The following is a 24708-nucleotide window of genomic DNA, read 5'->3' as shown; positions in this document are numbered from 1 at the left end:
GTATAGCCAAGCGGTAAGGCAGCGGGTTTTGATCCCGTCATTCCAAGGTTCAAATCCTTGTACCCCAGCCACTTTCTTCACCAAATGAAAGTATGATGTAAAGGACAAATAAGAAGATACCACAGTTGGGGTATAGCCAAGCGGTAAGGCAGCGGGTTTTGATCCCGTCATTCCAAGGTTCAAATCCTTGTACCCCAGCCACTTCTTTTCTTAAAAACTTCCCTTAAAAGCAAAAAAGAAAGTAAACAGATATCGACCCAAGGTCGATTTTTTTGTTTATAGCCCTTAATAAGCACTTTTATCCCGGCAATCCGTTGCCAGATACTGATTCATCTTTTGCCTTTTATCTTAAGCCTAAATAGCAATAACCAGGCAGTTAAAGCCCGCAAGCATATGCCAGCGCCTTATTTTTAAGCACGGGCGCCCTGTTGGCAATAAAGAGCCCGGCATTGCGCAACCCCTTCATCAACAGGGAAGGATGGCTAAAGGATGCGTACAGGGCGTCCATGGCCGACATCATCAGCAGGTTGTCGTGACGCCTGAGCTTTTCATAACGCGCCAGTACCGCCAGGTCATGCCAACATTCACCATTGCCTATGGCTTCGGCAATCACTTTTTGCAGCGCTTTAACATCCTTAAATCCCAGGTTGACCCCCTGCCCCGCCATAGGATTAATACTGTGAGCAGCATCCCCCATTAACAGCACCCTTTGCATCTGGTATTGATTGGCATGGCGGCGGGTTAAAGCAAACGAAGCACGATCGAGCACCTCAACCTGACCTAAACGTTTTGGGAAGTGGGCCATCACCGCCTGCTCCAGCTGCTTCAGGCTCAGGGTTTTTAAACGTTTTATTTCATCCCTGTGGTGATACCACACCAGGGAGGCATGCCTGCCCGGCATCGGCAACATGGCCACCGGGCCGGTAGGGAAGAACTGCTGCCAGGTAATATCCTGCTGCTCCAGCTCGGTTTTGACATTAATGAGCATTGCCGACTGCTGATAATCCCAGCCGGTTGTGCCTATGCCTGCCAGCTGACGTACCCTGGAGTTGGCACCGTCAGCGGCGATCAGCAATTTAGCCTTCACCGTTTCCCCGGTCAATTCAATATCAACCCCCTGTTCATGCTGGGTAAAGCCATTCAGGGAGTCGGGACAATATAAAGTGATGTTGTCATGGTCATTGACCTGTTCCAATAACGCCAGCTGGATCAGCCGGTTTTCAATAATGGCGCCCAGGTGGGACTGGCCAATGTCGTCGCTGTTAAACTCGGCATAAGAAATCTCCTGCTCCCACACCCCTAAGCGTTTATAGGGACATAAGCGCCACAGGCTGATTTGCTGCCAGGCGCCCACCTGCTCCAGTAAATATTGCGAAGATAATGAAATGGCCGACACCCGCAGATCAAAAGGCTGTCCAGGGTCGAAAACCAGGGGAAGTGCCCGCTCAACCACGGCCACTTTTAATCCCAGCTCCGCCAGTGACAGGGCCGAAGCCGCCCCGACCATGCCGCCACCTACAATTACGCAATCATAACTCTTCATAACAACCAATTATCTCTGATATTCAAACCATTATTATTTCCCGGGCAGATAACTGCCGCAGGATAAGCATTAAGGCTATTTTAACCAACCACAGCGGCTAATTCGATGTTTATATAACACTTTATCGCCCTGATTCATTCACTTACCACAACAAACAACGCTAAAGTTAAGCTGGGATAAGAGCACGAATAAAAAGCCCTTAACAACAGGCAATGCTGCACGGCTTTACCACGGGTTAATATTGCTTTTTTGTACCTCAATATCATCACCCAGTAAATTGGGCCAGATGTTAATACCGGCTCTTTGTTCAATGGCAGAAGTAGAAGTGACAAAACGGGACGGCTCGGCATTAACGGCTTTGTTTTCAAACTCAAAAGCCCACATTTCCAGCCGCCCTGATTTCCACTCCACCAGCACACATTTGAAGAAATGCGTGGGAATAGGAATTTTGATGCCGTTATTGTCTGCCTGACCGATAAATTGTGTCTGAAATTCAAAATCAAACACAGGCCCGGCCATGACATAGGTTTCATGAATATCCGGCGACTCATTTTTAGTGCGGATCTCCCCTTCCAACACTTTCCAGATGCCCCGGTTAAACTGCGGCGCCTGGGGCGACATATTGGAAAGCAAATAGGTTTCCGAGTTTTGCAAAGCACTTTGATCCTGATTGGCGCTGGCAACCAGATGCCCCCGGTCAAATCCCGACCTCCTGTAATCGGACAAATCTCCCCGAAACCGCTGAGGCAACCTAAAGTCAGGGCGAAAGTTATTTTGCCGGGTCACATCATCATCAACATCATTGATATGTTTACCCGGCTCAACAATTTCCAGCGTCCATTTGGCTTGCCTGAAGTAATAGGAATAACCGACGGTATAAAACCGGTTGAAAAGAATTTGATCTGCTGCCGGGCAGCCGTAGCGAAGTTCAGGTTTTGGTATATCAAGCGCCATTATCACGTTTCCATTATATCGTTTTAAATTTCAGCACAATCAAACTGCGTTATGCACCCCTGTTAAAGCTTAGGTCACTCTTTTACGGACAAACATCAAATGCTGTGAAAGGCCCATTTATTTCAACAAAAGACACAACTTACCAACTTTAACGAACAAATTATTCGGCCAAAAGGCAATTTTCCCATAAGAAATAGCACCACAACCTTTTCTCAACCTTTCACAACTTTTTCACATCAAAAACAAAAACCATATAAAACAATTAATTAAAATGAAAGATGATGACTAAAAAATCACAACATGTTCCCAACTTGTTCATACAAGAAACGCTTGCTACCTTGAGCACCCGATTCATTTTGTCATTATTCGCGAGGCGTAATCACATGTAATTAACATTACATTTTCATTAATGTTAGGCTCCACGCCATAAAACTATAGATTCAAGCTGTTAGGGACAATGGCAGTTTATGCTCACTGAGCATGCAGTAAATGCGCTTTATCCCTGATATTACTTTTTTATTTCTAGGATAACTATGCGTCAACTCTTTAGAAAAATATTGCCTTGTTGCCTTTGCTTTTTACCCGGCACTTTAGCCGCACAGGAACCGTTCAACTGGCAAGAACAAGATTATCAACCCCACCATGTCGATATTAACGGCGACGGCCTTCAGGATTTACTGTTGCAGCCGTTAGCTGAAAACCAGCCAGGCCTTTTTTTCCCGGGAACGAAAAGCCAGGGGATAAGTGACGAACCGGCACCGATCCCTGCCCGTTTGCCCGCATTAATCAACCAGCAATCCTGGTTTGCCGGACAGACACAATTTGTCCCGGCAGATTTTAACGGCGATGGCCATGACGATGTTTTACTGGTATTGCCCCAAGCGCAGCAAATATGGGTCTACTCAGGTACGGACCAGGGCATAGACTTCTCTCTTGAGCCGTCACTGCGCTACACCACAAGCGAGCTTGCCTGGCTGGAAAAAGAACAGGACTTTGATTTTTATCCCGGTGATTTTAACGGTGACGGCAAGCAAGACTTATTAGCCTTGTCGCAAGACAAGCATCAACACTACCTGATGCACAGTAATGATAGCGGCCAGCTGGTTATTGCCCAGGAAATCGAAAAAAACGTCAAATGGGGGAAAAAACGCAGCGAAGAACTCATCATCCGCGATTACAACCGTGACGGCAAAGATGATGTCTTTGCCCTGGCGAAAAAAAAGCACCAATCCCATTACCTGGTGTTGGCGGATGAGGCCGGGCAATTACAGCAAAGCAGTGAAATAAACGCGCGATTACAGGGAAAAGACTGGAACAGCGATGACTTTAACATCTGGGTCGGCGATGCCAATAATGACAATACTTTAGATATTATCCGCTTAAACAATATGCCCGGCGGCATAGACGAGAAAGGGGTAATACATTTATCAGACGAAAATGAAGACACGGACGATATTGATAATATCTGTGATCAAATGTATTTTTCTGCCGAAGGGGGAACTGGAACAACTTGTGCTCCCTGGCAGAATACCGACGCCAATGAAAACGACATCCATACTAAGTCCTTACTTAAACACGGGATGCAGGGCTTAACAGAGCCCGAGCTGCCTTGCGGAATAGATCCGGACCAGGGTCATTGCGCTCCCCCGCCAACCCCTAAAACAATGCCTTCTGTCAGCTGGAGTTATTGGCCTATCGGCAGCAAAATCACCGTCACTTTTCCTTCTTTATATAGTGGCCAATATCATCGGGTATATGTCAGCAATGATAACCGCAGTTACAATTTTGCCGGCGCCGTTTACTCCGGGCGGACAAAAACAATTACCCTAAGAAGCACGCACGGCTATCAATATATAAAATATGATGTCTGTAACGAAATGGATGCTTGCAGCGGTTTAAGTCCTTGGAAAAGGGTGCAGGCCTATGATTCACCTCTTCAAGCCAGCCCCTCTTCCTCACCGAGCAGTATTGCCAGAGGCAAAACATCAACCATTTCCTGGCCGAATCCATCGCGGATTATTTATCAGGGCGCCTATTATGAGCGTAAATATAAAACCCCCACAGGCGCCACAATTTCACAGTCAACCATAAACCACATATCTGGCAGCAGTAGCACCAGCGCAACCACACCGGCACTATCAACAGCGGGGAACTACGTCTTTTATGTACGTGGCTGTAATCCTTCTCTTCCTTGCGGCAACTGGGGGAGTACAACCGTTACCGTAATCAATGAAAAGCCGGTTGTCAGTCCATCAAGTCCCTCGAATAACGCCAGTTATCTCAGCTCACAAAGCATCAGTGCCAGTGCCACCGCCAGCGACAGCGACGGCAGCATCGCCCAGGTGGAATTTAAGCTCGACTCCGGCAGCTGGCAGAGCGACAGCAGCAGCCCGTACAGCAAAAATTTCGGCAAGCTTAGCGTCGGCAACCATACCATTTATTACCGCGCCAAAGATAATGACGGCGGTTATAGTGCCAGTCCCTATCCCAGCCGGACTTTTACGATAGAAAACATAAGGCCGGATATCAGTCCGTCAACTCCCTCAAATAACGCTAGCTTCCTCAGCACGGAAAATGTCAGTGCCAGCGCCACGGCCAGCGACAGTGACGGCAGCATCGCCCAGGTGGAATTTAAACTCGACTCCGGCAGCTGGCAGGTCGACAGCAGCAGTCCTTACAGCGTCAACTTTGGCCCCCTCAGCGTCGGCAGCCACAGGATTTACTATCGTGCCAGGGACAATCATGGCGCTTACTCGGCGTCAACGCCTTATCGCGATATCACGGTAACCGCCCGCAATGAACCTCCTGAAGTAAGCCCGATAAGCCCGTTAAATAATGCCAGTTACCTGACCAGCCAAGGTGTGACCGCATCCGCCAGTGCCAGCGACAGTGACGGCAGCATCAGCCAGGTAGAGTTCAGGCTTGATTCCGGTATCTGGTATGCAGATACCAGCAGCCCTTACAGTAAATATTTTGGTACGTTAAGTGCGGGCAACCATACCATTTATTACCGTGCCCAAGATAATGACGGCGATTACACTACCACCAGCCGTAGCTTCACGGTAACGGCACCGGTTAATAACCTGCCGGTTATTGACGGTACCCCTGAAAATACCGCAACAACAGGAGAAACTTACCTGTTCACACCAACGGCAAGCGACAGCGATAACGACCCCCTGACTTTTAGCATCAGCAACAAACCAGCCTGGTTAAGCTTTGATGTAACAACCGGTACATTGAGCGGCACGCCAACGGCCAGCGATATCGGTAGCTTCAATAATATCGTTATCTCAGTCACGGATACTAAAGACAGTGTTTTCTTAACCGCCTTTAACATTGAAGTAAAAGCGGCCAAAGCATCCCCCGCCGTTATCTTCATCCACACCGACAACTTAGGCTCCCCCGTCGCCGAAACCGATGAACAGGGGAATGTACTGTGATGAAGAAACTAACCACAAACAACCGCGTGGCATTATCCGTACAGGACACCGCCAGGCACCACAAAGATAATTTACAGCCAATAGCAAGTAAGCAGATGAGACAAGAAAAACCAACAAGCGCCCATGCCCCCACCCGGGAGCCTCATGGACAACACAGGAAAATAACATGGCTCGGCCAGTTCCCCTATGCACTTTTGCTGGCACTGCCCGTTCACAGCCAGGCGGCCACGGTCGATATGGCGACCGTCATTGAAAATGTCACCATTGACCGGCCGGTACCTGAAAAATTACCGGTTGTCCCGCCGAACACCGGGCTTTTGCCGCCGTTCACCGAGCTTTTGCCGCCCATAGTCTTTGATCCAACAGATACAGAAGAAACAGAGCAGCCAACGGAAAGTAGCGCTGCCGTCGAACGCACCGGGCAGGCCATCAGTACCCTTGAGCGCCTTAAAATCGACTTCGAGGTCACCCCGGAAACCAGCGACCTGATTGGCGAGCAGATTAACCTAAGCACCGGGGCATTAAGTTTCTCCCAAACCGACCTGGTACTGCCCGGCAACGGCCCGGAAATTCGTATTGCCCGCCAAATGGGCGGCGCACAAATGCACTTTGCCTCGCCGAGAGAGTTCGGCAGCTGGAGTCTGGACTTACCCCATATCAGCACCACCATGGCCAAAGAGCAAAATGCCGACCAATACCCCAGTGGTTGGGCACAGGGAGATGCCTGCACCAGTTTCTTAACGCCGGGCACAGCTAATGGCGTAGCAAAAGCACACATGGGGCCCGATGACTATTGGGGCGGAGAAACCATCCAAATTCCCGGTCAAGGCAGCACTTCTATTTTAGAAAGAAAAGAAGACGACGGCACCCACTACCGGGTAACCGCCAACAACTGGAAAATAGACTGTATTACGCCTGCCGACAACCCCAACGGTTATGAAGGCTTTAAAGTCACCACCCCCGACGGCACCCAGTATTATTTTGAGCAGCTGCGTATCATTCCGGCAAAATTTGTCGCCAAAGCCCAACTGAACTTAAGCCCGCCGCCGTCAGATCCCGGGGCCCCCATCTCCAAACTTGACCCGATGACCGGGGAGTGCATTGACAATTGCAGTTACTTCCAGACCGCCAACACTTATATGCTGGTGAGCCGCATTGAAGATAAACACGGCAACTGGCTGACTTTCGACTATAACAGCAACGCCTTATTGACCAAAATCAGCGCCAGCGACAGCCGGGAAGTTACCTTTGGTTATGAGGGCGGCACAGTGATCAAAACCATCAGCGCCAATAACCGCAGCTGGCGTTATGATTACACCGACCGACGCTTAAGCAAGGTTACCCGCCCGGACAATAAAAGCTGGCTGATCAGCGACAACCTACTGACCGGGATGACACCGGAGCGCTATAGCGAAAGCTATTCGGATAACCTCAGCATGTGTGGCGCCATTATCTACGATCCCGGCCCCCATGTGGAAATTACTCATCCGGACGGGACCAAGGGGCAATACTGGCTCACCCAGGTCGGCCATGGCCGCACCGAAGTGCCCAAACATATTATCGGGGAAGAGCAACCTAACCCGGATACCAACTCTTATTTATATGCCCGTTGCTATAACGTGCTCGCCCTGAAAAAGAGAACCCTGCTCATTCCGGGCGCTACAAGCTCAACCTGGAATTACAGCTATTCTGCCGATTTTGGCGCGTTTGAAGGGGAAAGCAAACCCGGTTTTACCACGGCCCCTATCCCCCTGCCTGCAGGCATTGACGCCGGCGATATCAAATCGGTCACAGTTAAGGCTCCGGATAACTCCAACACTATACACTATTTCAGCCGCCGCTATGACTGGCTGGAAAATGCCCCGTTAGCCACCAGGTATTACGATACCGACGGCAGCACCCTGCTCAAGCAGGTACTCCCCGAGTTTGAAAAAGGCCCCTGCGTCGGCTCCAACCAAATGCACCAGCCCAACCGTGAAGCAACCGAATGTGTCAGGCACAAGGTAAAAGAGCGCCAGCAAGTCTTTGCCGCCGATGCCGATAGCGGGTCTCAGGAGACCACCACCTATCAGACCTTATACCAGGCATTTAACGACTACTACCAGGCGGAAAAAACCGTCAGCTTTATCGGCGACTCGCTTGAAGCGGCAACTCGGGTGCAATATCGCAAACAAGGCTTTATGCACGATACCACACGCTGGCTCATCAACCAGCCGACCACCACGGCACTGAGCAGCGACGACAGCAGCTACACCACGGTCAGTGAAATTGAATACTACCCCGGCAGCCATGCCAGCTATGCCTTGCTGCCCAAATATGAAAAATCCTTCGGCACCTGGCAAAAGTACTACTCGGCCTACCACAGCGACGGCAATATCAAAAAAATCGAATATAACCGGGCGTTAACCACTGGCAGCGGCAACCGCTACCAAAGCTTTAGCAACTATAAACGCGGCCAGGCACAAACCATTACCCTGCCCGCCCCCTATAGCAGCAGCACTATCTCAGTATCGCGCACCGTCGACGATAACGGCTGGGTCACCCAAACCAAAGACTTCGAAGGCAACACCACCAATTATGGCTACGACAGTTTAGGCCGTATTGCCTATATTGACCCGGTAGACACTGCCTGGGCCGATACCCTGCTGAGCTGGAGCTATAGCGGCGGCCTGAGTAATAACCAGCCGGTACGCACGATAAAACGCTGTACCTTAAATGCCGGGAAAACCGCCTGTAGCGACAGTGCCAAGCTGACCACAACCACCACCTATGACGCTTTGTTCCGCCCGACCCGGGTACAAACCACTGACGGCAGCAGCACGATTTATCAAAACAGCGGCTACAACATCTACAACAAGCCGACGTTCCAGTCGTTCCCGTCTACTGCCACGGTCAACAGTGCCGGTACCCGCTTTACCTATGACGGCCTGCAGCGCCAGCTAACGCAAAGCATCACCAACGGCGGCACCGTTACCACCCGTTACCTCGCCGATAACAAACAGCGGGTCACCGACGGGCGCGGCAACGCCACCACCACAAGCTACCTGGCCTATGGCGAACCGGCCTATCAGCAACCACTGACCATCACTTCGCCGGAAAATGTAACCACCACCTTGGCGGTGAACCTGTTCGGCAATGTCACCACCATTACCCAGGCCGGTAAAAACGGGGCGCTTGATATCAGCCAAACAGAATACCGTGCCTATGACAGCCGCCAGCGTTTGTGCCAGATTAAACGCGATGATGTCGGCACCACCGTCATGAGCTTAAATGACCTTGGTGAAATTCTGTGGCAGGCACAGGGACAAACGGCCACCGGCAATACCAGTTGTAGCACCAGCGCCGATGCCAAAGATAAAGTCAGCTTTGCTTATGACAACCACGGCAACCAGCGCACCCTCAGCTACGGCGACGGCACGGCCACGCGTACCTATACCGTGAACAACAACGGCAATATTAAAACCATTACCGGCGGCGGTTACCGCCAGGAGTACAGCTATAACAGCCAGCGCCTGCTTGATGGGGAAAGCCTGACCCTCGACGGCAAAACCTTTACCCTGGACTATGGTTATGATGCCTTAGGCAGCCTCAGCCGCCTTGAATACCCCGGCGGCACACTGGCAGTAGACTTTGCCCCCAACGGTTTTGGCCAGGCGACACAAGCCACCTGGACCCAGGCGGACGAGACCGTGTACAACTTTGTCAAACCCGGGGCAAGCTACTACCCGAGCGGCAGCATCAACAGCTTTACCTACGGTAACGGCATCATCCATAAAACCACCCTCAACAGCCGCCAGCTGCCGTCACAAATCCATGATTACCTCGGCAGTACCAGCAAGGTTAGCCTGAGCTATGGTTATGACAATAACAACAACATCACCCGCATCACCAACGGTGTTGACAGCAATTTCAGCCTGACCTCGTTAACGTATGACGGCCTGGACAGGTTAAGGTTCACCACAGGTAATGTCGCCGGTATCGGCAGCAGCGCCTTAAGTTATGACGGCCTGGGCAATATCCGCAGCTACAGCAATACCAGTATCCTTAACCCGTCGAGCCTGAGTTATGGCTATAACAGCAAGATGCGGTTAAGCAGTGTTACCGGGAGCGGCAGCGAAGGCTATGACTTTGGTCAAAGCGATAGCTATGACAGTCGAGGTAATGTTACCGATAACGGCAAGCGAAGTTTTGACTACAACCTTGCCGGGCAAATGACACGCTCAACCAAGGATAACAGCAGCAACGACTATCTATACGACGGTTACAACCGCCGCATTAAAACCACCGACAGCAAAGGCACCAGCTATAGCCTGTACAGCCAGTCGGGCCGTTTACTCTACCGGGAAACCGACAAGGGCGGCATTAACTATATCTTCCTGGGGGATAAGCTGGTGGCCAAGCAAGGCACAGGTGTAGTGACTAGAAGTGATGATGCTGACTATAACAGCGTGATGAACTTTAAGCCTTTTGGGGAAACGATAGAAGAAGCCAATGACGAGGTGGGGTATGCCGGACATAAGTTTGATACTGACCTGGGACTGAGTTATATGCAGGCACGATACTATGATCCAGTTATCGGGAGGTTTTATTCGAATGATCCAGTTAGGTTTACTGGAGACATTACTACCTTTAACAGATACTCTTATGTTGGTAATAATCCATATAAATATACAGACCCTGACGGTGAAGCTAGAAAAAATATTGCTGATAAACTTTCAGGAGCAGCTCAATCAGCATGTAAAAATGGATGTGGGGTTGCTAAGTATTATATGGGACCTAAAGCTCAAGCTGAGTACATGTCGAATAAAAATAAGTCTAGGGCAAAGCGAAGAGCTTCGAGAAAAGCACAACGAAAAAAGGATAACCCTAAAGTTTCAGTATCACAACCGGGGAAAAACGTTCAAGGAGATGAATATGGTGAGTCCAATTTGAGGGGGCAAACAAAAACAGGAATGGATGGTAAAACAGGTATAGGCATACAGGACGGTTCAAAAGATTCCAGTAATGGGCCAGGTCACCCTCCTGCAATTGATGTTGGTAATTTGAAATCAGGAGAACAACCTGGAAAAAATGGACAACCTCGAATTCAAAATCAAGATAAGGTTAAAGAAGATATAAAATGATCAATGACATAAAGAAATCAGGTTTATATAGAGAAATAAAAAAAGCTGGTGTGCAGGGAAGATGCTCAGAAAAACAAGTATTCGAATACATTAATGATAAATTGTCTGAAGCGCTTTCTAAAGATAGTTTTTGTTTAATCGATTATGAAAATAGCCAATATTATCGTTTTCAACTTTTACATAATATCAATTCTGTACTTGGAAAAGGAGCGGTTGATTCATTACATCAATATAGCGTATTGGAGTTTGAAGCATATTTGAATAAGTTAAATAGTATGTTTCATGGGGATATAGTGTGGGTTGTGTCTGAATATCCAAAGAAAATTCCCTCTATTGTTACAACGATAGATGCTTTTATTGATAATTATTCTCTTTTTATGAATCTAATGGAGGATAATCTTTTGATAGTCAGTGAAGGTGCATCTAAAGCAATCCAAATTAATAGTGATAACTATCTATCGATAGATTGTATTACTGTCAGCAGCTATTAAAATAAAAATATATAAAGGGGTCAGTGGTATTGCTCTTTTGAAAAATAAGTCGTCAGCTTTAAGGTTAAGTTTGTTTATACAGGCAATTCAAATACCTGTTATAGTTTCTAAACCGTTAATCTACACATTAGTTATGGGCTTTGGAGCACCATTATTTATATGGGGAAGCCCTATTCATTTAAATTTTAGGTTCGGTGGAGATTTTACCCTTTTTTGGGGAAATAGTGAGACTGAAATTATAATTGGTCTGAATTTATGGGCTATTTTTATGCTTACGTACATATACAAAATTATAAAAATACAAAACTTGGGGAATGAATAAGTTTTCATTTCCTTGGCTCTGCCAGGAGTAAATATATGTATATCATTGTTGGTTGTTTTTTTGTGCTCTTTGGACTAAAAGCTGTACTGTTAGATAGTAGCATTTTCATTGGTTTAATTTTTATTTTTATTGGGGGGCTAATATTTGTTTTTAAACCAAATCAAAATTCAAAGTCTGATGCTTTAGCTGAACTAGGTGATGGTGATGGTGGTGATTAATCCCGAATTCATGTTCCAGGCGCACCAGTAGCTAGGTCATAATAATAAAATTTAGGTCTCCCTAAATTTTGTATAAGTAAGAGCCTCGTTTTTAACGGGGCTCTTTTTGGTTTCATATTTAAATTCAATATAAATAGCACCAAGGTATAACTCTAAATAAATTTAGGGGTGTCCCTTCGTATCTTACTAGGCCTCGTGGTAGTAAAGGAGGACAGGTTCGTAAATACAGAGAAAGGGAGGTGAAATAAGCTGAAATGGTTAATTTAAATGAAATCATTGAACTGTCAAAATTACCTAAGAGTGTAGCAGTGAAAAAGTCTTATGAGCTAGTAATTGCAGCTTCAATAATTGGTGAAGATTATGAACCAATACCAAAGTACCTACTTGATAATCTTCTAACCTCTTTTCGTGATAAGAAAATTATGATTAGTGATATTAGTATTGAATCAGGAGAAGTGGAGGTTTTTGATAAAAAAGAAACTTTGTTCTATGAGGAATGTACTGCAGACTATATCAACGAAACAGGTCTTCAATCGTTTCTTGTTGAGTTCTTAGATTCAAATACTTTTTTGGTGGGCGTCGATCTAGATTTTGTTTTAATTGTGTCACCAAAAGAAAATGGGTTTATATCTGATACAGGTGGTACAGAGTTTTATATGACTAAAGCTGCGAACTTATTTGATTCAAAGACTAGTGGGCTAAGTAAAGATACTTTTGCAACATTATTTGACGCAGTTAAAGCTCCCCTACCGAAAAGCAGAAAGAAAGCCGAAAGAATATAAAAAGGAACATTCCTAAATTAGGTTGAATAAATTACCCGTAGTGGGGCTTTTTTGCAAAAACTTAAAGCTTTTTATAACAATTAAATCCTTATGATTTATCTACATATTTGTTTTTAATAATTTAATGAGAAATACAACATGAAAAAATTTGCTATTTTTCTCGCCTTCCTTAGCGCTGCTCATGCATCTATGGCAAAAAGTAAACCTAATGATTTAGTTGGAGAGTGGTTGTGTGAGCCTTACCAAATGAATAACGATGCTTTAAAAATAACTGTTGTCGATGAACGCTCTTTTAATGAAGATGGTAATTTTTTAGAAATATCAAATTCTACTATTGTCTCTTCCAGTGGGGAGAAAGTTCTTTCAAAGGTCAAATATTTGGGTAGTTGGGAATTAAATGAACAACGACTAAAAATAATTTTTGATAATGGTGAAGTTTTATCTTTAGACAGTATCAATTATTCAGTAGAAGACATGCAAAAGTCTGTCAATGCTCAACTGAATAAAAAAAATTGGTCTGACAGTATAATTTTTTTCAACAAGAACTCTTTCACAACAAAACCTGTAAATAGTATGTATAAGGAAGCCGAAGTGAACGTTACATGTAATAGAAAGCTCAAGGGTACATCCACGCACTCCTTCTAAATTCCAGTAAAATAAAAGGGCCATCCCTAAATTAGATTGAATAAAATAGACTGGGCATTATAACCAGTGCCCTGGGCAGCTGTTTCCGGTTGAGTTGGGCAAAGTGATGCAGCACCAGCAACGAATCAAGGTTGAAAATTAATGCAAATAAAAATTATTGGATGGCAGGCTGGATTTAATAAGGTCAGCTTAAATAAATACCTTAGAAAAGAACTTAATTTAGATACAAAGCAGTCAAAAGACATTGTTGATAATATCTTAAATGATCAAGAAGTAACTCTTGAAATTAATGACTCTGAAGACTTAATAACTGAAATAGAAAATACAGGTGCTGTAATTGAAGTTATCAACAAAGAAAACAAGCAAAAAGAGGCCCCTTAAATCAGAAGCAGAAAGGCAGAAAGGGAAAGGCAGAAAGGGAAAGGCAGAAAGGAAAGGCAGAAAGGGACACCCCTAAATTTGATTAACGAAGCAGAAAGGGACACCCCTAAATTTGATTAACTAAAAATACCGTTCTAGGCTCTAACTAAAGGGAAAACTAACACTAAAAGTTAAGCCCATAGCAGAAAGGGACACCCCTAAATTTGATTAACTAAAAATACCGTTCTAGGCTCTAACTAAAGGGAAAACTAACACTAAAAGTTAAGCCCATAGCAGAAAGGGACACCCCTAAATTTGATTAACTAAAAATACCGTTCTAGGCTCTAACTAAAGGGAAAACTAACACTAAAAGTTAAGCCCATAGCAGAAAGGGACACCCCTAAATTTGATTAACTAAAAATACCGTTCTAGGCTCTAACTAAAGGGAAAACTAACACTAAAAGTTAAGCCCATGACCCGAGCCCGAAAAGAGCAAGTATTTCTAAATGAAACGCCCTACTATCACTGCATATGTCGCTGTGTACGTAGGGCATTTTTATGCGGTGAAGACAATACTACAGGTCAGAACTTCAACCACAGAAAGCAATGGCTGGTAGAAAAAATCACCCAACTGGCCTCAGTATTTGCAATTGATATTTGTGCCTATGCCATTATGAGTAATCACTATCATTTAGTGCTCAGGGTGAACCAGCACCAAGCAAAACAGTGGACTAACCGGGAAGTTGCATTACGCTGGATGAAGCTTTTTAAAGGGCACCCTCTGGTTAACAGTTATTTATCGGATACTCAAACCACACAGGCGGAAAAGGATAAAGCACTAGAGTTGATTGCAACCTGGCGCAACCGCTTGTTTGAACTGGGTTGGTTTATGCGCTGTTTGAATGAACATATTGCAGTACAGGCAAATAAGGAAGACAGCTGCAAAGGCCGATTCTGGGAGGGGCGCTTTAAATCACAAGCCCTGCTTGATAACACGGCTTTGCTGGCCTGTATGGCCTATGTCGATTTAAACCCTGTGCGGGCAGCTATTGCTGATACCCCGGAAACCTCAGATTTCACCAGTATCCAGCAGCGGATAAAAGCACTGGCTGGCGCGAAAAAGGCGCAGCAGTTACAACCTTCACAAATTCTGGCCTTTACCGGTTATAAGCCCCATGGAACACCAAGCCCGGGCTTACCTTTTAAGCTTTTTGATTATCTTAACTTACTGGAATGGACCGGGCGCTGTGTCCGGAAAGACAAGCGCGGTTATATTCCACCCGACATACAACCTCTGTTTAAACGCTTGAATGTCAATGAAGAAGACTGGCTGATGGTGGTAAAGGATTTTAACCGACACTTCATTCATGCTGCCGGCAGCCCATCAAAAATGAACTCCTGGGCGATACAGTCGGGCCGAAGCCGGTGCAATACCCATATGTCATTGCATTTATATGCCGGGTAATGTGCCCTTTAAATCATTCGCTCTATTTTTAACACAGGGAAAAAGCGCTGAAACATACGCCTCTCCCTATCAAAAGAGCGCATCACAACCTTTTCCCAACCTTTCACAACTATTTCACAATAATAAAAAACCAACAACAAAACAACTAGTTAAAGAGCAAGGCAGACAAGTAGAAAATCACAACCTTTTCCCAACTTGTTAAGCAAACTAATAGCGAGTAACTTCTTTCCCGGCAATAGAATCTGACGGCTTAACCTGATGCCCGAAGTATTTTACTCTGGTTGCCACCGGCTAAATCAGCAGCATGTAATTTGATGCAATTTATGCTGCCTTAGCCATGCATTTAACACTAAATGCAAACGGATTACGGAAATAACATTACCGTCCCGAACCGCTGGAATTCAAGCAGCGGGAAACATATTGCCCTTTCATGTATTAATGTTTCCTTATCCGCGGTTCGGCTTTTTTCATTTTATACATTGTTCAAATATCCATATCATTAAAACCACTCCCTAAGCCGTGTTTATTAATAACATTAAAACTATTACAATAAAGCCAAAGGTAATATTAATTTCAAATTAAATAACATTTCTCCAACATAAAAAGCAGTAGTTGTCGAATAAGTAATGGAAAACACTAAGCTCATCAAGCTCAACCAATGGATACTGGATCCTGTTGAAAACCACCTCATTAAAGAAGACAACACCCGTATTCCACTCGAAGCCAAGTATGTGCTGCTGTTAGAGTTTCTAGCAGAAAATCAAAATACCGTTATCAGCCGTGAGCAACTGATGCAGACCGTATGGAACAATCGCTATGTAGAATACAGAACGATTAATGCCGCCATATCCAGATTACGTAAAACCCTGGGCGGCGAACGGGATGATTTTATTAAAACCCACCTGAAACGCGGCTATTCATTAGCCTGCCAGGTGGAATATCTGGACAAGACTGATTTTGCAGCAGCTGATATCGCTAAAACAGCCAATAACAAAGAACAGTCAAACGAGGTAAAGCAAGAAAGAAATTCTGATAAGCCGACAAAAGAGCCCTCTGACAATAAAGCTAAAGAGACTTTTAAAAAAGAGATTGAGGCATTTTCCTTAGAAAATAATGAAGCAAAGGCCAAAGCGCCAGTAAGCCAGAACGAGGCGCTATCGCATTTAACAAATGACAGCGAGTCTGAAATAGCATCCAACTCCCCGAAAAATTACTTTTCAGTAAAGCCGTTATACAAACTGTCTGTCCTAATAGCTGCCGTAGCGATAACAATAATTTTATGGCAAATTATTCAACCACATGTGCTATCGCAGCAAATGCTAACTAAAGACGACATTTCAATTGAGCCGCTAACTCATAGCAAAGGCTGGGAAATATCGCCAACTTTGTCGCAAGACAAGTCCTTACTGGCCTATACCCATCAAAGTGACTATGCCAGTAATTACAACGTGGTTATTCAAAACCTTGAAAGCAAAGAAACCGTAACCGTAGAAGCAGAAAATAAAACATTTGCGCCTTACTGGTCACCACAGAGCAATCAACTGTTTTATATGTCGCTGGAAAATAACCAATGCAGCATAAAAAAACGAAAGGTTGACCATACACTGGCCTTATCCCCGGCAGAGTTAATCACCCAATGTGGACCATATTTTTCTCCTATGTATGTGCACCGGCTAGCCGTCAGTTCAGATCTCAACTGGATTTATTATTCATCTAAAGAAACAATACACTCACCAAGTGTGCTATACCGTTATCATCTGAAAAACCATTACACCGAAGCCCTTACAGCCCCCCAGGGCAAGTATGATGGGGATAGCGGAGTAGCATTAAGCCCAGACAACGCCAAACTGGCATTTAAACGTTATTATGATGACCATTCAGAGTCGATAATGTTATTAGATCTTAACAATGGTGACACCAGCTCTCTGATTAAAAGCTCCTCTTTAGAGAATTCCATTACCTGGAGCCAATCAGGCAGCCATTTACTTTATCTGAATGATGTAGAAAAAACACTCAAGGCGATACATGTCACCACAGGGAATATCACGCCTTTATACCAATATCCTACTTTTGCTGAACACCCTTTAATGCTTTCAGAAACAGAAATACTGTTAACCTTTGAACACCTCCATACAGTGAATGTGCAACGTATTAACTTAAATAAAGAACAGTTAACGCCTGCAAAACTAATTACCTCCAGCTTTAATAATCATTCTGCCGCCATCTATAGCTTAAACACCACAGAACGGATTGCTTTTGTTTCCAATCGTACCGGTAAAAACCAAATTTGGTTAAAAGAAGATACTCATTTGCAACAATTGACGGCCTTTGAGGGCGTCACTCGTATTTATGAGCTAAGTTTTTCCGCTAATGGTGAAAATATCTTGTTTAAGATGAATGATAAATTGTATGCCTTAAATATCACCAACAAACGGGTAACAGCAATTACTCCGCCAATTGAAGCGACAAAAAACGTTCTCTGGCGATGTCACTCAAATAACCAAATTTTAATCACTGCCTTGAAAAATGGTATCTGGCAGCTACATCAAATTAATATTTATAGCAATGAAACCAAGCTCTTAGCAACGGGACTCTCATCTATCCAGGGACAATGCGACAATTCCAAACAAAACAGCCGCTATTACGCCACCACCCCCGCCATCAAAGGGGTTTTTCCATTAACAGCCAACTGGGAAATAAATACAGCATATCATTATTTTCCGGAGACCTTGTTGGATTACAACCAAGAGTGGGGAGTTACCGCCAAAGCCATATACAGGATTAACGGTGACGGAGAGCTGTTTCAGGCTGACCTCACCACAGGGGAAATTCAAAAACTGGATATTCACGGTATAAGCGCTTGGTTTATGACAATACATGAAGATAATTTACTGCTTAATGATATGGAGCTAGCCGATACTTATATAGGTAAGTTAACCATTTCTGACTTAACCGACAGACTAAACAACTAGCCTATGGTTATCATCAAATATGCAAGTTGAACGCTATCGATTATGCCCTTTGTCACTATAAGCTTTACCAATAACTGAGTTTACCTTGCCCCACAAAACCTCAGTAACGTTTTGTTTATTAATAACAATAAAACAATTACAATAGCGGTGGAAATTAAGGCCCCTCTTTAGATAAAGACATTAAGTAGTAGTCGTCATAATAAGTAATGGAAAACACTAAGCTCATCAAGCTCAATCAATGGATACTGGATCCTGCCGAAAATCACCTGATTAAAGATGATAATACCTGTATCCCTCTTGAAGCTAAATATGTACTGCTGTTGGTATTTTTAGCAGAAAAACCAAACCGCATCATTACCCGTGAACAACTGATGCAAACCGTATGGAAAAACCGCTACGTTGAACAAAAAACCATTAATGCAGCGATATCCAGATTACGAAAAGTCCTCGGCGGTGAGCGGGATGACTTTATAAAAACCCACCTTAAACGAGGCTATTCATTAGCCTGCCGGGTGGAGTATTTGGATAGAAGTGATTTACCAACAGCTAATTTCTCGTCATCGACAAGCAACACAGACAAGCAAGAGCATGATGAAATAACAATAAAACCAAGAGCAAAAACGACCGAATATTTAACCGAGCGTCATAATAAGGAAGCCGCAGAGCCAAATGAAGCAAGAAAGGAAAAAACAGGTGAAGACTCAATTCACACAATACCAGACACGAATGAAGTAGAGAGAGTCATAATAAAAGAGACCAATAAACAGTCTCAAAAACGATTTTCAAGCAAGCCCTTTTATAAACTTTATTCACTAATAGCCACATTGTTCCTGGCTGTTGTTTTATGGCAGCTAATTAAGCCGATAAAGCCTTCTATACAAATATTAACCAAGCATGATGCCCCCGATGAGCCACTAACTTACCTGCAAGGCAGGGAGTCTACGCCGGTATTATCTCCTGATAAAACCCTACTAGCCTTTACCCACAAGCCAGATAATACCCCATACTCCAGGCTTGTCATTCAAAACCTCGAGACAAAAAAACACATTACTATCAAGCATGACAAGAAGGTCATGAGTCCTTATTGGTCACCATTAGGCAATGAATTATTTTATATATCCGTGGAACAGGATAGCTGCACAGTAAAAAAAGTAAGGGTAAATCAAGATTTAAAAATTTATCCCGCTATTGATATCACTCAATGCAGCCCTTATCAGCCATATTTGACATCTACAGGTATAGCCCTAAGTTCAGATCTAAACTGGCTTTATTATGTATCTAAAGATACAGGTAAGCCGCAAAGCATAATTAAGCGCTATCACTTGAAAAAGCACATTAGTGAAGTCATAACGGCCCCTCAGGGAAAGTATCAGGGAGATGCAAGCCTGCGATTAAGCCCTGATAACTCAAAGCTGGCATTCAAACGTTATTATGATGACCATTCTGAATCAATCATGATATTAGACCTTAATAGCGGCGAGACGAAATCATTGATTAACAACTCTTCATTATCCAATAGCATCGGTTGGAGTCTAACGGGCTCTCATGTGTTATATATTGATAAGAAAGAAGAAATACTCAATAGCATAAGCATTTCCACAGGCGCCACTACACCGCTCTACCTGTTTGATACCAATGCAACACACCCTGTAATGTACTCCGATAGCGAAGTTTTATTTACTTTAGGGGACTCTTCTACGACAAATATAAATTCTTTAAATCTGGGAGAAGAAAAACAGGTTGTATCCCCCCTGATCACCTCTAGTTTTGAAGATCATTCCGCCGCTTATTATAACTCTCAAAAGACTACACGAATTGCTTTTGCTTCTAACCGCTCCGGAAACGAGCAAATTTGGCTGAAGGAAGCAGGGCAATTTCAACAATTAACCCACTTTGAAGACAAATCATATATTTACGAGTTAAATTTTTCAGCTAATGGTGAAATTATCTTATTTATCAGAAATGACAAATTATATGTGATAAATATTGACACTAGGCAAGTAAAAGCCATTTCCCATCCAAACAGGACCGTTAAAAATATCGACTGGTTATGTCATTCTAATGACAATATTCTTACCACAGTATTAGAAGATGGTAGCTGGCACCTCTACCAGCTAAATATTTATACTCAGGAAACTAAAAAGTTAGCAAACGGGATCACATCAATACATAGCCAATGCATAAATAACAACAGTAAATATTATGCCTCTACCACCGGCAGTAAAGGTATTTATCAGTTAACAGACGACTGGAAAACCAATAAAACCTATCATTATTTTCCTGATGTGGATCTGGATTACAACCTGGATTGGGCAGTCGGTAATGATGCTATTTACCGAATAACTCCTGACAGAGATGTCTTTAAAGTTGATTTTGCCACAGAACAATACACACAAGTCGATATTGGCGACACTAATACCTTGTTTATCACTGTACATTACAACAATTTGTTAATGAATGACTTTGCACCAGTCGACACCTATATAGGTAAGATAACTATCCCTGATCTACAAAGAAGACTTAATGACTAATTTTGATATGCCACTTAAAGTACAGAAAATCAGCAATTTGTTTGTATGTACCAAGACATTAACATTTACTAGTTAGTATTCATTATTACCAAAGATAATACTCGCAAATAAATATTTCCTTTATAATAAAGACGCGTTAAAAATTTGTTAGCGCTCACTATTATACTTATAAAAAGTCTACCTAAAGGGAACATTATGTCTGCTTTAACCGAAGAAAAAATTATCAGCAATGATATTAAACTAATCTATGATCTAAGCCAAAAACCCAACCGCACCAACCTTAAACCCAAAGTTGATCGTGCGGTTATTGCTAAGATGCGAGTGGATCTAGTCTTACCCGCTAACGACATACTAACTGTTGACATTAGTTTTGATACAACTAGTGGTTATCATGGCAACGCAATGATGCTAACGGATGATTTTGGTGTGGAAATGCTAGCCACGGCCTTTGAAGTAAAATATAGCCAAGAACTAGCTGATGAATTACGTTATGCATGGGCTAACAAGCAATTTAACCATGACCCAAGAAAGCCTAGCTATATCTTAGTACAACAACCCCAAAAGGAAGGTGAGCCCCCCAAAATTTATGCTGCTTGCGGTGGCAAAGAGCACCCGCCAGAAAAAGAGGATCCGAAACCAGCACAGTCACCATGGCAGCCAACACTACCACCTCCAATGTTTTAGAATAAACGAAACTGAAGCTAGTGCGGCCAGTTTCAAAACTTGCTGCACTTCAATACTTTTCTCGCCTCTCAAAGCTTTTTATAAAAAACAAACTTCGCCATAAAATACTTATGTTCAAATCAACATAACTAGTCATCGACTTTGACTATATAAATCGCTAACATATCAAAATCCTTGGCATTATAGGGAAATAATTTCCTCTTGCAGTAAACATGGAAAACAACATGCCGAAAACCTACTGTTTCCACTTTTTTTTCGATAAGTTTTTAGCTGCGATAAAATGCATAACTTCATACTTAGATAAGTATTTAGGTAAAGTTTTTCTTAGTTTAGTAATAACTTGTGTTTTTTCTCCCTCCAGTACAGCTGAAAAAAATGTACCTGAGTTAGAGCACCTAGTTAAAGTTAAATCAATTGTACAAGATGATAGAGGTTATATCTGGTTAGCAAATCGACAAGGGGTAACCCGTTTTGATGGCAAAAATATTATCACTTTTTCTAATAACAATAGCTATTGGCCTTTACCTTTTAGCTATACACACAATATAAGCTCTGCAGGAAACAAAGCACTTATTTCAACAGAAAATAATGGATTATGGGAGTTTGACCCCTTATCAGCTAAAGCAACCCTTGTTGAGATGAATACTGCAAGCCCTACGATTTATCACGCAGTTCAATTTCAAAAAGTTTATTATGCCTATAGCAAGGCCCCTGATAACTTATACCGATATGACCCTAAAAGTTATACAACTAAAGTTCTAGCTGAAAATATTCAATTAAATAACCTCGTTGCCACTCAAAAGCACCTTTACTTTTCTTCTATTAAGGGATTATTTCAAGTAAAAGGCGATAAGATCTTAACCATATTAAATCAGCCTGTTAATGCCATTAACAGGGTCAGTAACGGCTTAATAGCTGCCACTAGTAATAAACTTTTCTATTTTGCCGATAACGGTGCAGTTACCAGTATAATAATTGATGAAATTATTCATGCTATTACTCCTGAGAATCAAAATATCAGCTCAAGTAGCAACAACCCCATTGATGCTTTTTTTACTATCAATGCAAATGGCGTAATTAAAAAATACCAAACATCCTCTCTTAAGCCTCTAATTCATACATTTCCTAATGCTGAACCACAATTTGTCAATTCCATTTTGCATGATAATTCCGGCGTTCTTTGGATAATGAGCAACTTGGGAGTAAGCCAGTTAATAGAAAAAACACTAATCAATCATTCACTAGTTTACGATACGCCAGTCAGTGCACTTTCACTTGAATTATTGAACAATCAGCTAATTGTTGGCAGTTATGGGCAGGGTTTATATCACGCTAATGTAGTATTAAAAGAGCAAAACACTCAAGTGAATAGTACTGCGTTCAGCACATCAAATAATACCTTACCGGACAACATCAATAAAGCATTCACTAATAAGGGAAAAATCATTTACTCCATGGTGACTGTAGAAGATGATTTATATTTGACCACTTTTGATGGGTTATGGCGTTATCAAAGTGACAACAAACAGCTAAAAAAGGTTGCCATCCCCAATAATAATCTCATTTTATTAGATATGACTATCAAGAATGATTTACTTTATATTGGTACGAACACCGACGGTCTGCTTATTTTTGATATCAAGCAACAAAAAATAATTCAGCACTTGGGCAAGGGCAGTGGCTTAAGTTCATTAGAAGTAATAAGTACGTTACCTTTGGACAATAGTGAAATATGGATAACCACGGCAGCTGGTTTAGATATTTATAACAGAAAAGCACAAACTCTAAAGAACATTCCTATCCCCAGTAGCAGTAAGATGGGCTCTCTAATATTAGCGGATAACAAGATTTTTGTTGCGACTATGGGAGGCGGTATTTTTGTTTTTAATCGCCAAGGAGAGCTCATTTCTAAATTTGCTTCAGGTATCGCCTTTTACTATCTAAAGTTGATTGATGGAGAAATATGGGCTCCCAGCACTCCCGGCTTATATCGAATCAACCCTACTGATTACCAAATCACTATGGTGCCGGATACTGAGTTATTGTCTTTTACCGGCTACCCATTGCAAGTAGAGGATACCTTATATATCCCTCATACTATTGGCATTTTAGAACTGCCGTTAACCGATGAAAAGGCCTTTAATACTAAGGTTTATATCAGTAAAACCATAGTTTCCGGACAGCCTTCAATCATCAACAAAATCATAAACGTCGACACTCCCAACGATGTTATTACTCTGGAATTAGCCAGCCTAGATTATCGGCCCGGACAAGAAAAACAATATAAATACCGCATTAACAACGGCAGCTGGAATGACGTTTATGGCCACCAAGTAACTTTAACCGGCCTGAGCTCCGGCATGTACGACATTGAAATAATGGGTACCAACAGCTTAGGTCAATGGAGCAACCACAAGGCCTACACCACCATTAATGTCGCCTACCCCTGGTATTGGACTCTGGGCATGAGAATAGTCTATGCCTTAATATTTTTAATAGTCCTAACCAAATTATTCTGGCTGCTCTTTATGCGCGCCAAATCCATCACCAAAATCCACCGCATATTAAATGCCGACATGAAAAACCGCGGTAAAGCCGCCCTCAATGTCAGCCGTAACCTCACCTATGTGCTGGAATTATTAAACCAAACCGATGAAGCCCACTTGGACAAATCCAGAAGCATCATACAACAAAGCATTGATGAGCTAAGAAGCAACACCAACGCTAAACAGCCCGACGGCCTTTACGGCAATTCCCTGGAAGTCGCCCTGCCGTTTTTCAGTGACTACCTGCAGCAGAAATATCATATCAACCTGAGCAACACCATAGAATTAAATGACATTTCGCTCGCCTATGAAATGCAGTCAGACATCTATAAAATCATTTACGAGTCAATCACTTCCGCCATACTCAACGGCAACGGCCGCAACTTCACCATGGCGCTTAAGGAAGTAAAAAGTAAGGTCTGGATCAACATCAGCGACGACGGCAACAGCTTTTTAAACTTCAACAACAACATTAATTTCAATATGGCCATGTATTACACCCGTAAAATCGCCAAAAAATACAATGCCTCGGTTCATATCTTTAATAAGCAGGACAAAGGCAGCCAGCTGGCCATCAGCATACCGTTAATGGATATTACCTAACAAAAAAGCTAACAAGTCCGTCTGCTTGT

The 24708-nt window shown here is 43.2% G+C and carries 14 protein-coding genes and 1 tRNA gene; 13 read left to right on the top strand and 2 right to left on the bottom strand.

The features are described from left to right. The first annotated feature begins 126 nt into the window (after window positions 1-126). Window positions 127-201 (top strand) — tRNA-Gln (locus QL234_RS23140). 175 nt (window positions 202-376) lie between these two features. Here the strand turns inward: QL234_RS23140 and QL234_RS23135 are convergent. Further along, on the bottom strand, window positions 377-1543 hold the full coding sequence (locus QL234_RS23135) for an FAD-dependent oxidoreductase (RefSeq protein ID WP_281560132.1): 1167 nt from the start codon (window positions 1541-1543) through the stop codon (window positions 377-379). 225 nt (window positions 1544-1768) lie between these two features. Beyond that, window positions 1769-2497 (bottom strand): DNA/RNA non-specific endonuclease, encoded by a 729-nt coding sequence (locus QL234_RS23130; protein ID WP_281560131.1) that lies wholly within the window; start codon window positions 2495-2497, stop codon window positions 1769-1771. 533 nt (window positions 2498-3030) lie between these two features. On the opposite strand from QL234_RS23130, the gene QL234_RS23125 reads away from it, so the two are divergent. The 12 genes from QL234_RS23125 to QL234_RS23070 all read left to right on the top strand — a co-directional run bounded on the left by QL234_RS23125 (window position 3031) and on the right by QL234_RS23070 (window position 24679). Then, on the top strand, window positions 3031-5937 hold the full coding sequence (locus QL234_RS23125; RefSeq protein WP_281560130.1) for an Ig-like domain-containing protein: 2907 nt from the start codon (window positions 3031-3033) through the stop codon (window positions 5935-5937). Further along, complete coding sequence (locus QL234_RS23120) at window positions 5937-11060, top strand: RHS repeat-associated core domain-containing protein (RefSeq protein ID WP_281560140.1); 5124 nt, start codon at window positions 5937-5939, stop codon at window positions 11058-11060. Before QL234_RS23125 ends, QL234_RS23120 begins: the two co-directional genes overlap by 1 nt. After that, a complete protein-coding gene (locus QL234_RS23115; protein WP_281560129.1) occupies window positions 11057-11551 on the top strand; it encodes a hypothetical protein in 495 nt (164 codons plus the stop codon). The genes QL234_RS23120 and QL234_RS23115 overlap by 4 nt, the downstream gene beginning before the upstream one ends. Window positions 11552-11908: 357 nt before the next feature. Next, entirely contained in the window at window positions 11909-12091 is a 183-nt protein-coding gene (locus QL234_RS23110; RefSeq protein ID WP_281560128.1) for a hypothetical protein, read from the top strand. A gap of 254 nt (window positions 12092-12345) precedes the next feature. Then, window positions 12346-12873, top strand: a complete 528-nt coding sequence (locus tag QL234_RS23105; protein ID WP_281560127.1) for a hypothetical protein — start codon at window positions 12346-12348, stop codon at window positions 12871-12873. A 138-nt stretch (window positions 12874-13011) separates the two neighbouring features. Then, complete coding sequence (locus tag QL234_RS23100; RefSeq protein WP_281560126.1) at window positions 13012-13518, top strand: hypothetical protein; 507 nt, start codon at window positions 13012-13014, stop codon at window positions 13516-13518. Window positions 13519-13659: 141 nt separating this feature from the next. Further along, the gene (locus QL234_RS23095; RefSeq protein ID WP_281560125.1) at window positions 13660-13899 is read left to right on the top strand and encodes a hypothetical protein; all 240 of its coding nucleotides are present in this window, start codon (window positions 13660-13662) and stop codon (window positions 13897-13899) included. Window positions 13900-14350: 451 nt separating this feature from the next. Then, a complete protein-coding gene (locus QL234_RS23090; RefSeq protein WP_281560124.1) occupies window positions 14351-15343 on the top strand; it encodes a transposase in 993 nt (330 codons plus the stop codon). Window positions 15344-15969: 626 nt separating this feature from the next. Next, a complete protein-coding gene (locus QL234_RS23085) occupies window positions 15970-18315 on the top strand; it encodes a winged helix-turn-helix domain-containing protein (RefSeq protein WP_281560123.1) in 2346 nt (781 codons plus the stop codon). Between the two features lie 206 nt (window positions 18316-18521). Continuing rightward, complete coding sequence (locus tag QL234_RS23080; RefSeq protein WP_281560122.1) at window positions 18522-20846, top strand: winged helix-turn-helix domain-containing protein; 2325 nt, start codon at window positions 18522-18524, stop codon at window positions 20844-20846. A 195-nt stretch (window positions 20847-21041) separates the two neighbouring features. Then, entirely contained in the window at window positions 21042-21530 is a 489-nt protein-coding gene (locus QL234_RS23075; RefSeq protein WP_281560121.1) for a hypothetical protein, read from the top strand. Between the two features lie 224 nt (window positions 21531-21754). Then, a complete protein-coding gene (locus tag QL234_RS23070; RefSeq protein ID WP_281560120.1) occupies window positions 21755-24679 on the top strand; it encodes a hypothetical protein in 2925 nt (974 codons plus the stop codon). Window positions 24680-24708 lie beyond the last annotated feature (29 nt).

Source organism: Thalassomonas sp. RHCl1, from assembly GCF_947387555.1.
In the GTDB taxonomy this organism is placed as follows: domain Bacteria; phylum Pseudomonadota; class Gammaproteobacteria; order Enterobacterales; family Alteromonadaceae; genus Thalassomonas.
This window is presented reverse-complemented; position numbering and strand designations above follow the sequence as displayed.

Coding starts and splice junctions, on each gene's coding strand:
- QL234_RS23135 (WP_281560132.1), bottom strand. CDS start 1,543: ATGAAGAGTTATGATTGCGTAATTGTAGGTGGCGGCATGGTCGGGGCG.
- QL234_RS23130 (WP_281560131.1), bottom strand. CDS start 2,497: ATGGCGCTTGATATACCAAAACCTGAACTTCGCTACGGCTGCCCGGCA.
- QL234_RS23125 (WP_281560130.1), top strand. CDS start 3,031: ATGCGTCAACTCTTTAGAAAAATATTGCCTTGTTGCCTTTGCTTTTTA.
- QL234_RS23120 (WP_281560140.1), top strand. CDS start 5,937: ATGAAGAAACTAACCACAAACAACCGCGTGGCATTATCCGTACAGGAC.
- QL234_RS23115 (WP_281560129.1), top strand. CDS start 11,057: ATGATCAATGACATAAAGAAATCAGGTTTATATAGAGAAATAAAAAAA.
- QL234_RS23110 (WP_281560128.1), top strand. CDS start 11,909: ATGTATATCATTGTTGGTTGTTTTTTTGTGCTCTTTGGACTAAAAGCT.
- QL234_RS23105 (WP_281560127.1), top strand. CDS start 12,346: ATGGTTAATTTAAATGAAATCATTGAACTGTCAAAATTACCTAAGAGT.
- QL234_RS23100 (WP_281560126.1), top strand. CDS start 13,012: ATGAAAAAATTTGCTATTTTTCTCGCCTTCCTTAGCGCTGCTCATGCA.
- QL234_RS23095 (WP_281560125.1), top strand. CDS start 13,660: ATGCAAATAAAAATTATTGGATGGCAGGCTGGATTTAATAAGGTCAGC.
- QL234_RS23090 (WP_281560124.1), top strand. CDS start 14,351: ATGACCCGAGCCCGAAAAGAGCAAGTATTTCTAAATGAAACGCCCTAC.
- QL234_RS23085 (WP_281560123.1), top strand. CDS start 15,970: ATGGAAAACACTAAGCTCATCAAGCTCAACCAATGGATACTGGATCCT.
- QL234_RS23080 (WP_281560122.1), top strand. CDS start 18,522: ATGGAAAACACTAAGCTCATCAAGCTCAATCAATGGATACTGGATCCT.
- QL234_RS23075 (WP_281560121.1), top strand. CDS start 21,042: ATGTCTGCTTTAACCGAAGAAAAAATTATCAGCAATGATATTAAACTA.
- QL234_RS23070 (WP_281560120.1), top strand. CDS start 21,755: ATGCCGAAAACCTACTGTTTCCACTTTTTTTTCGATAAGTTTTTAGCT.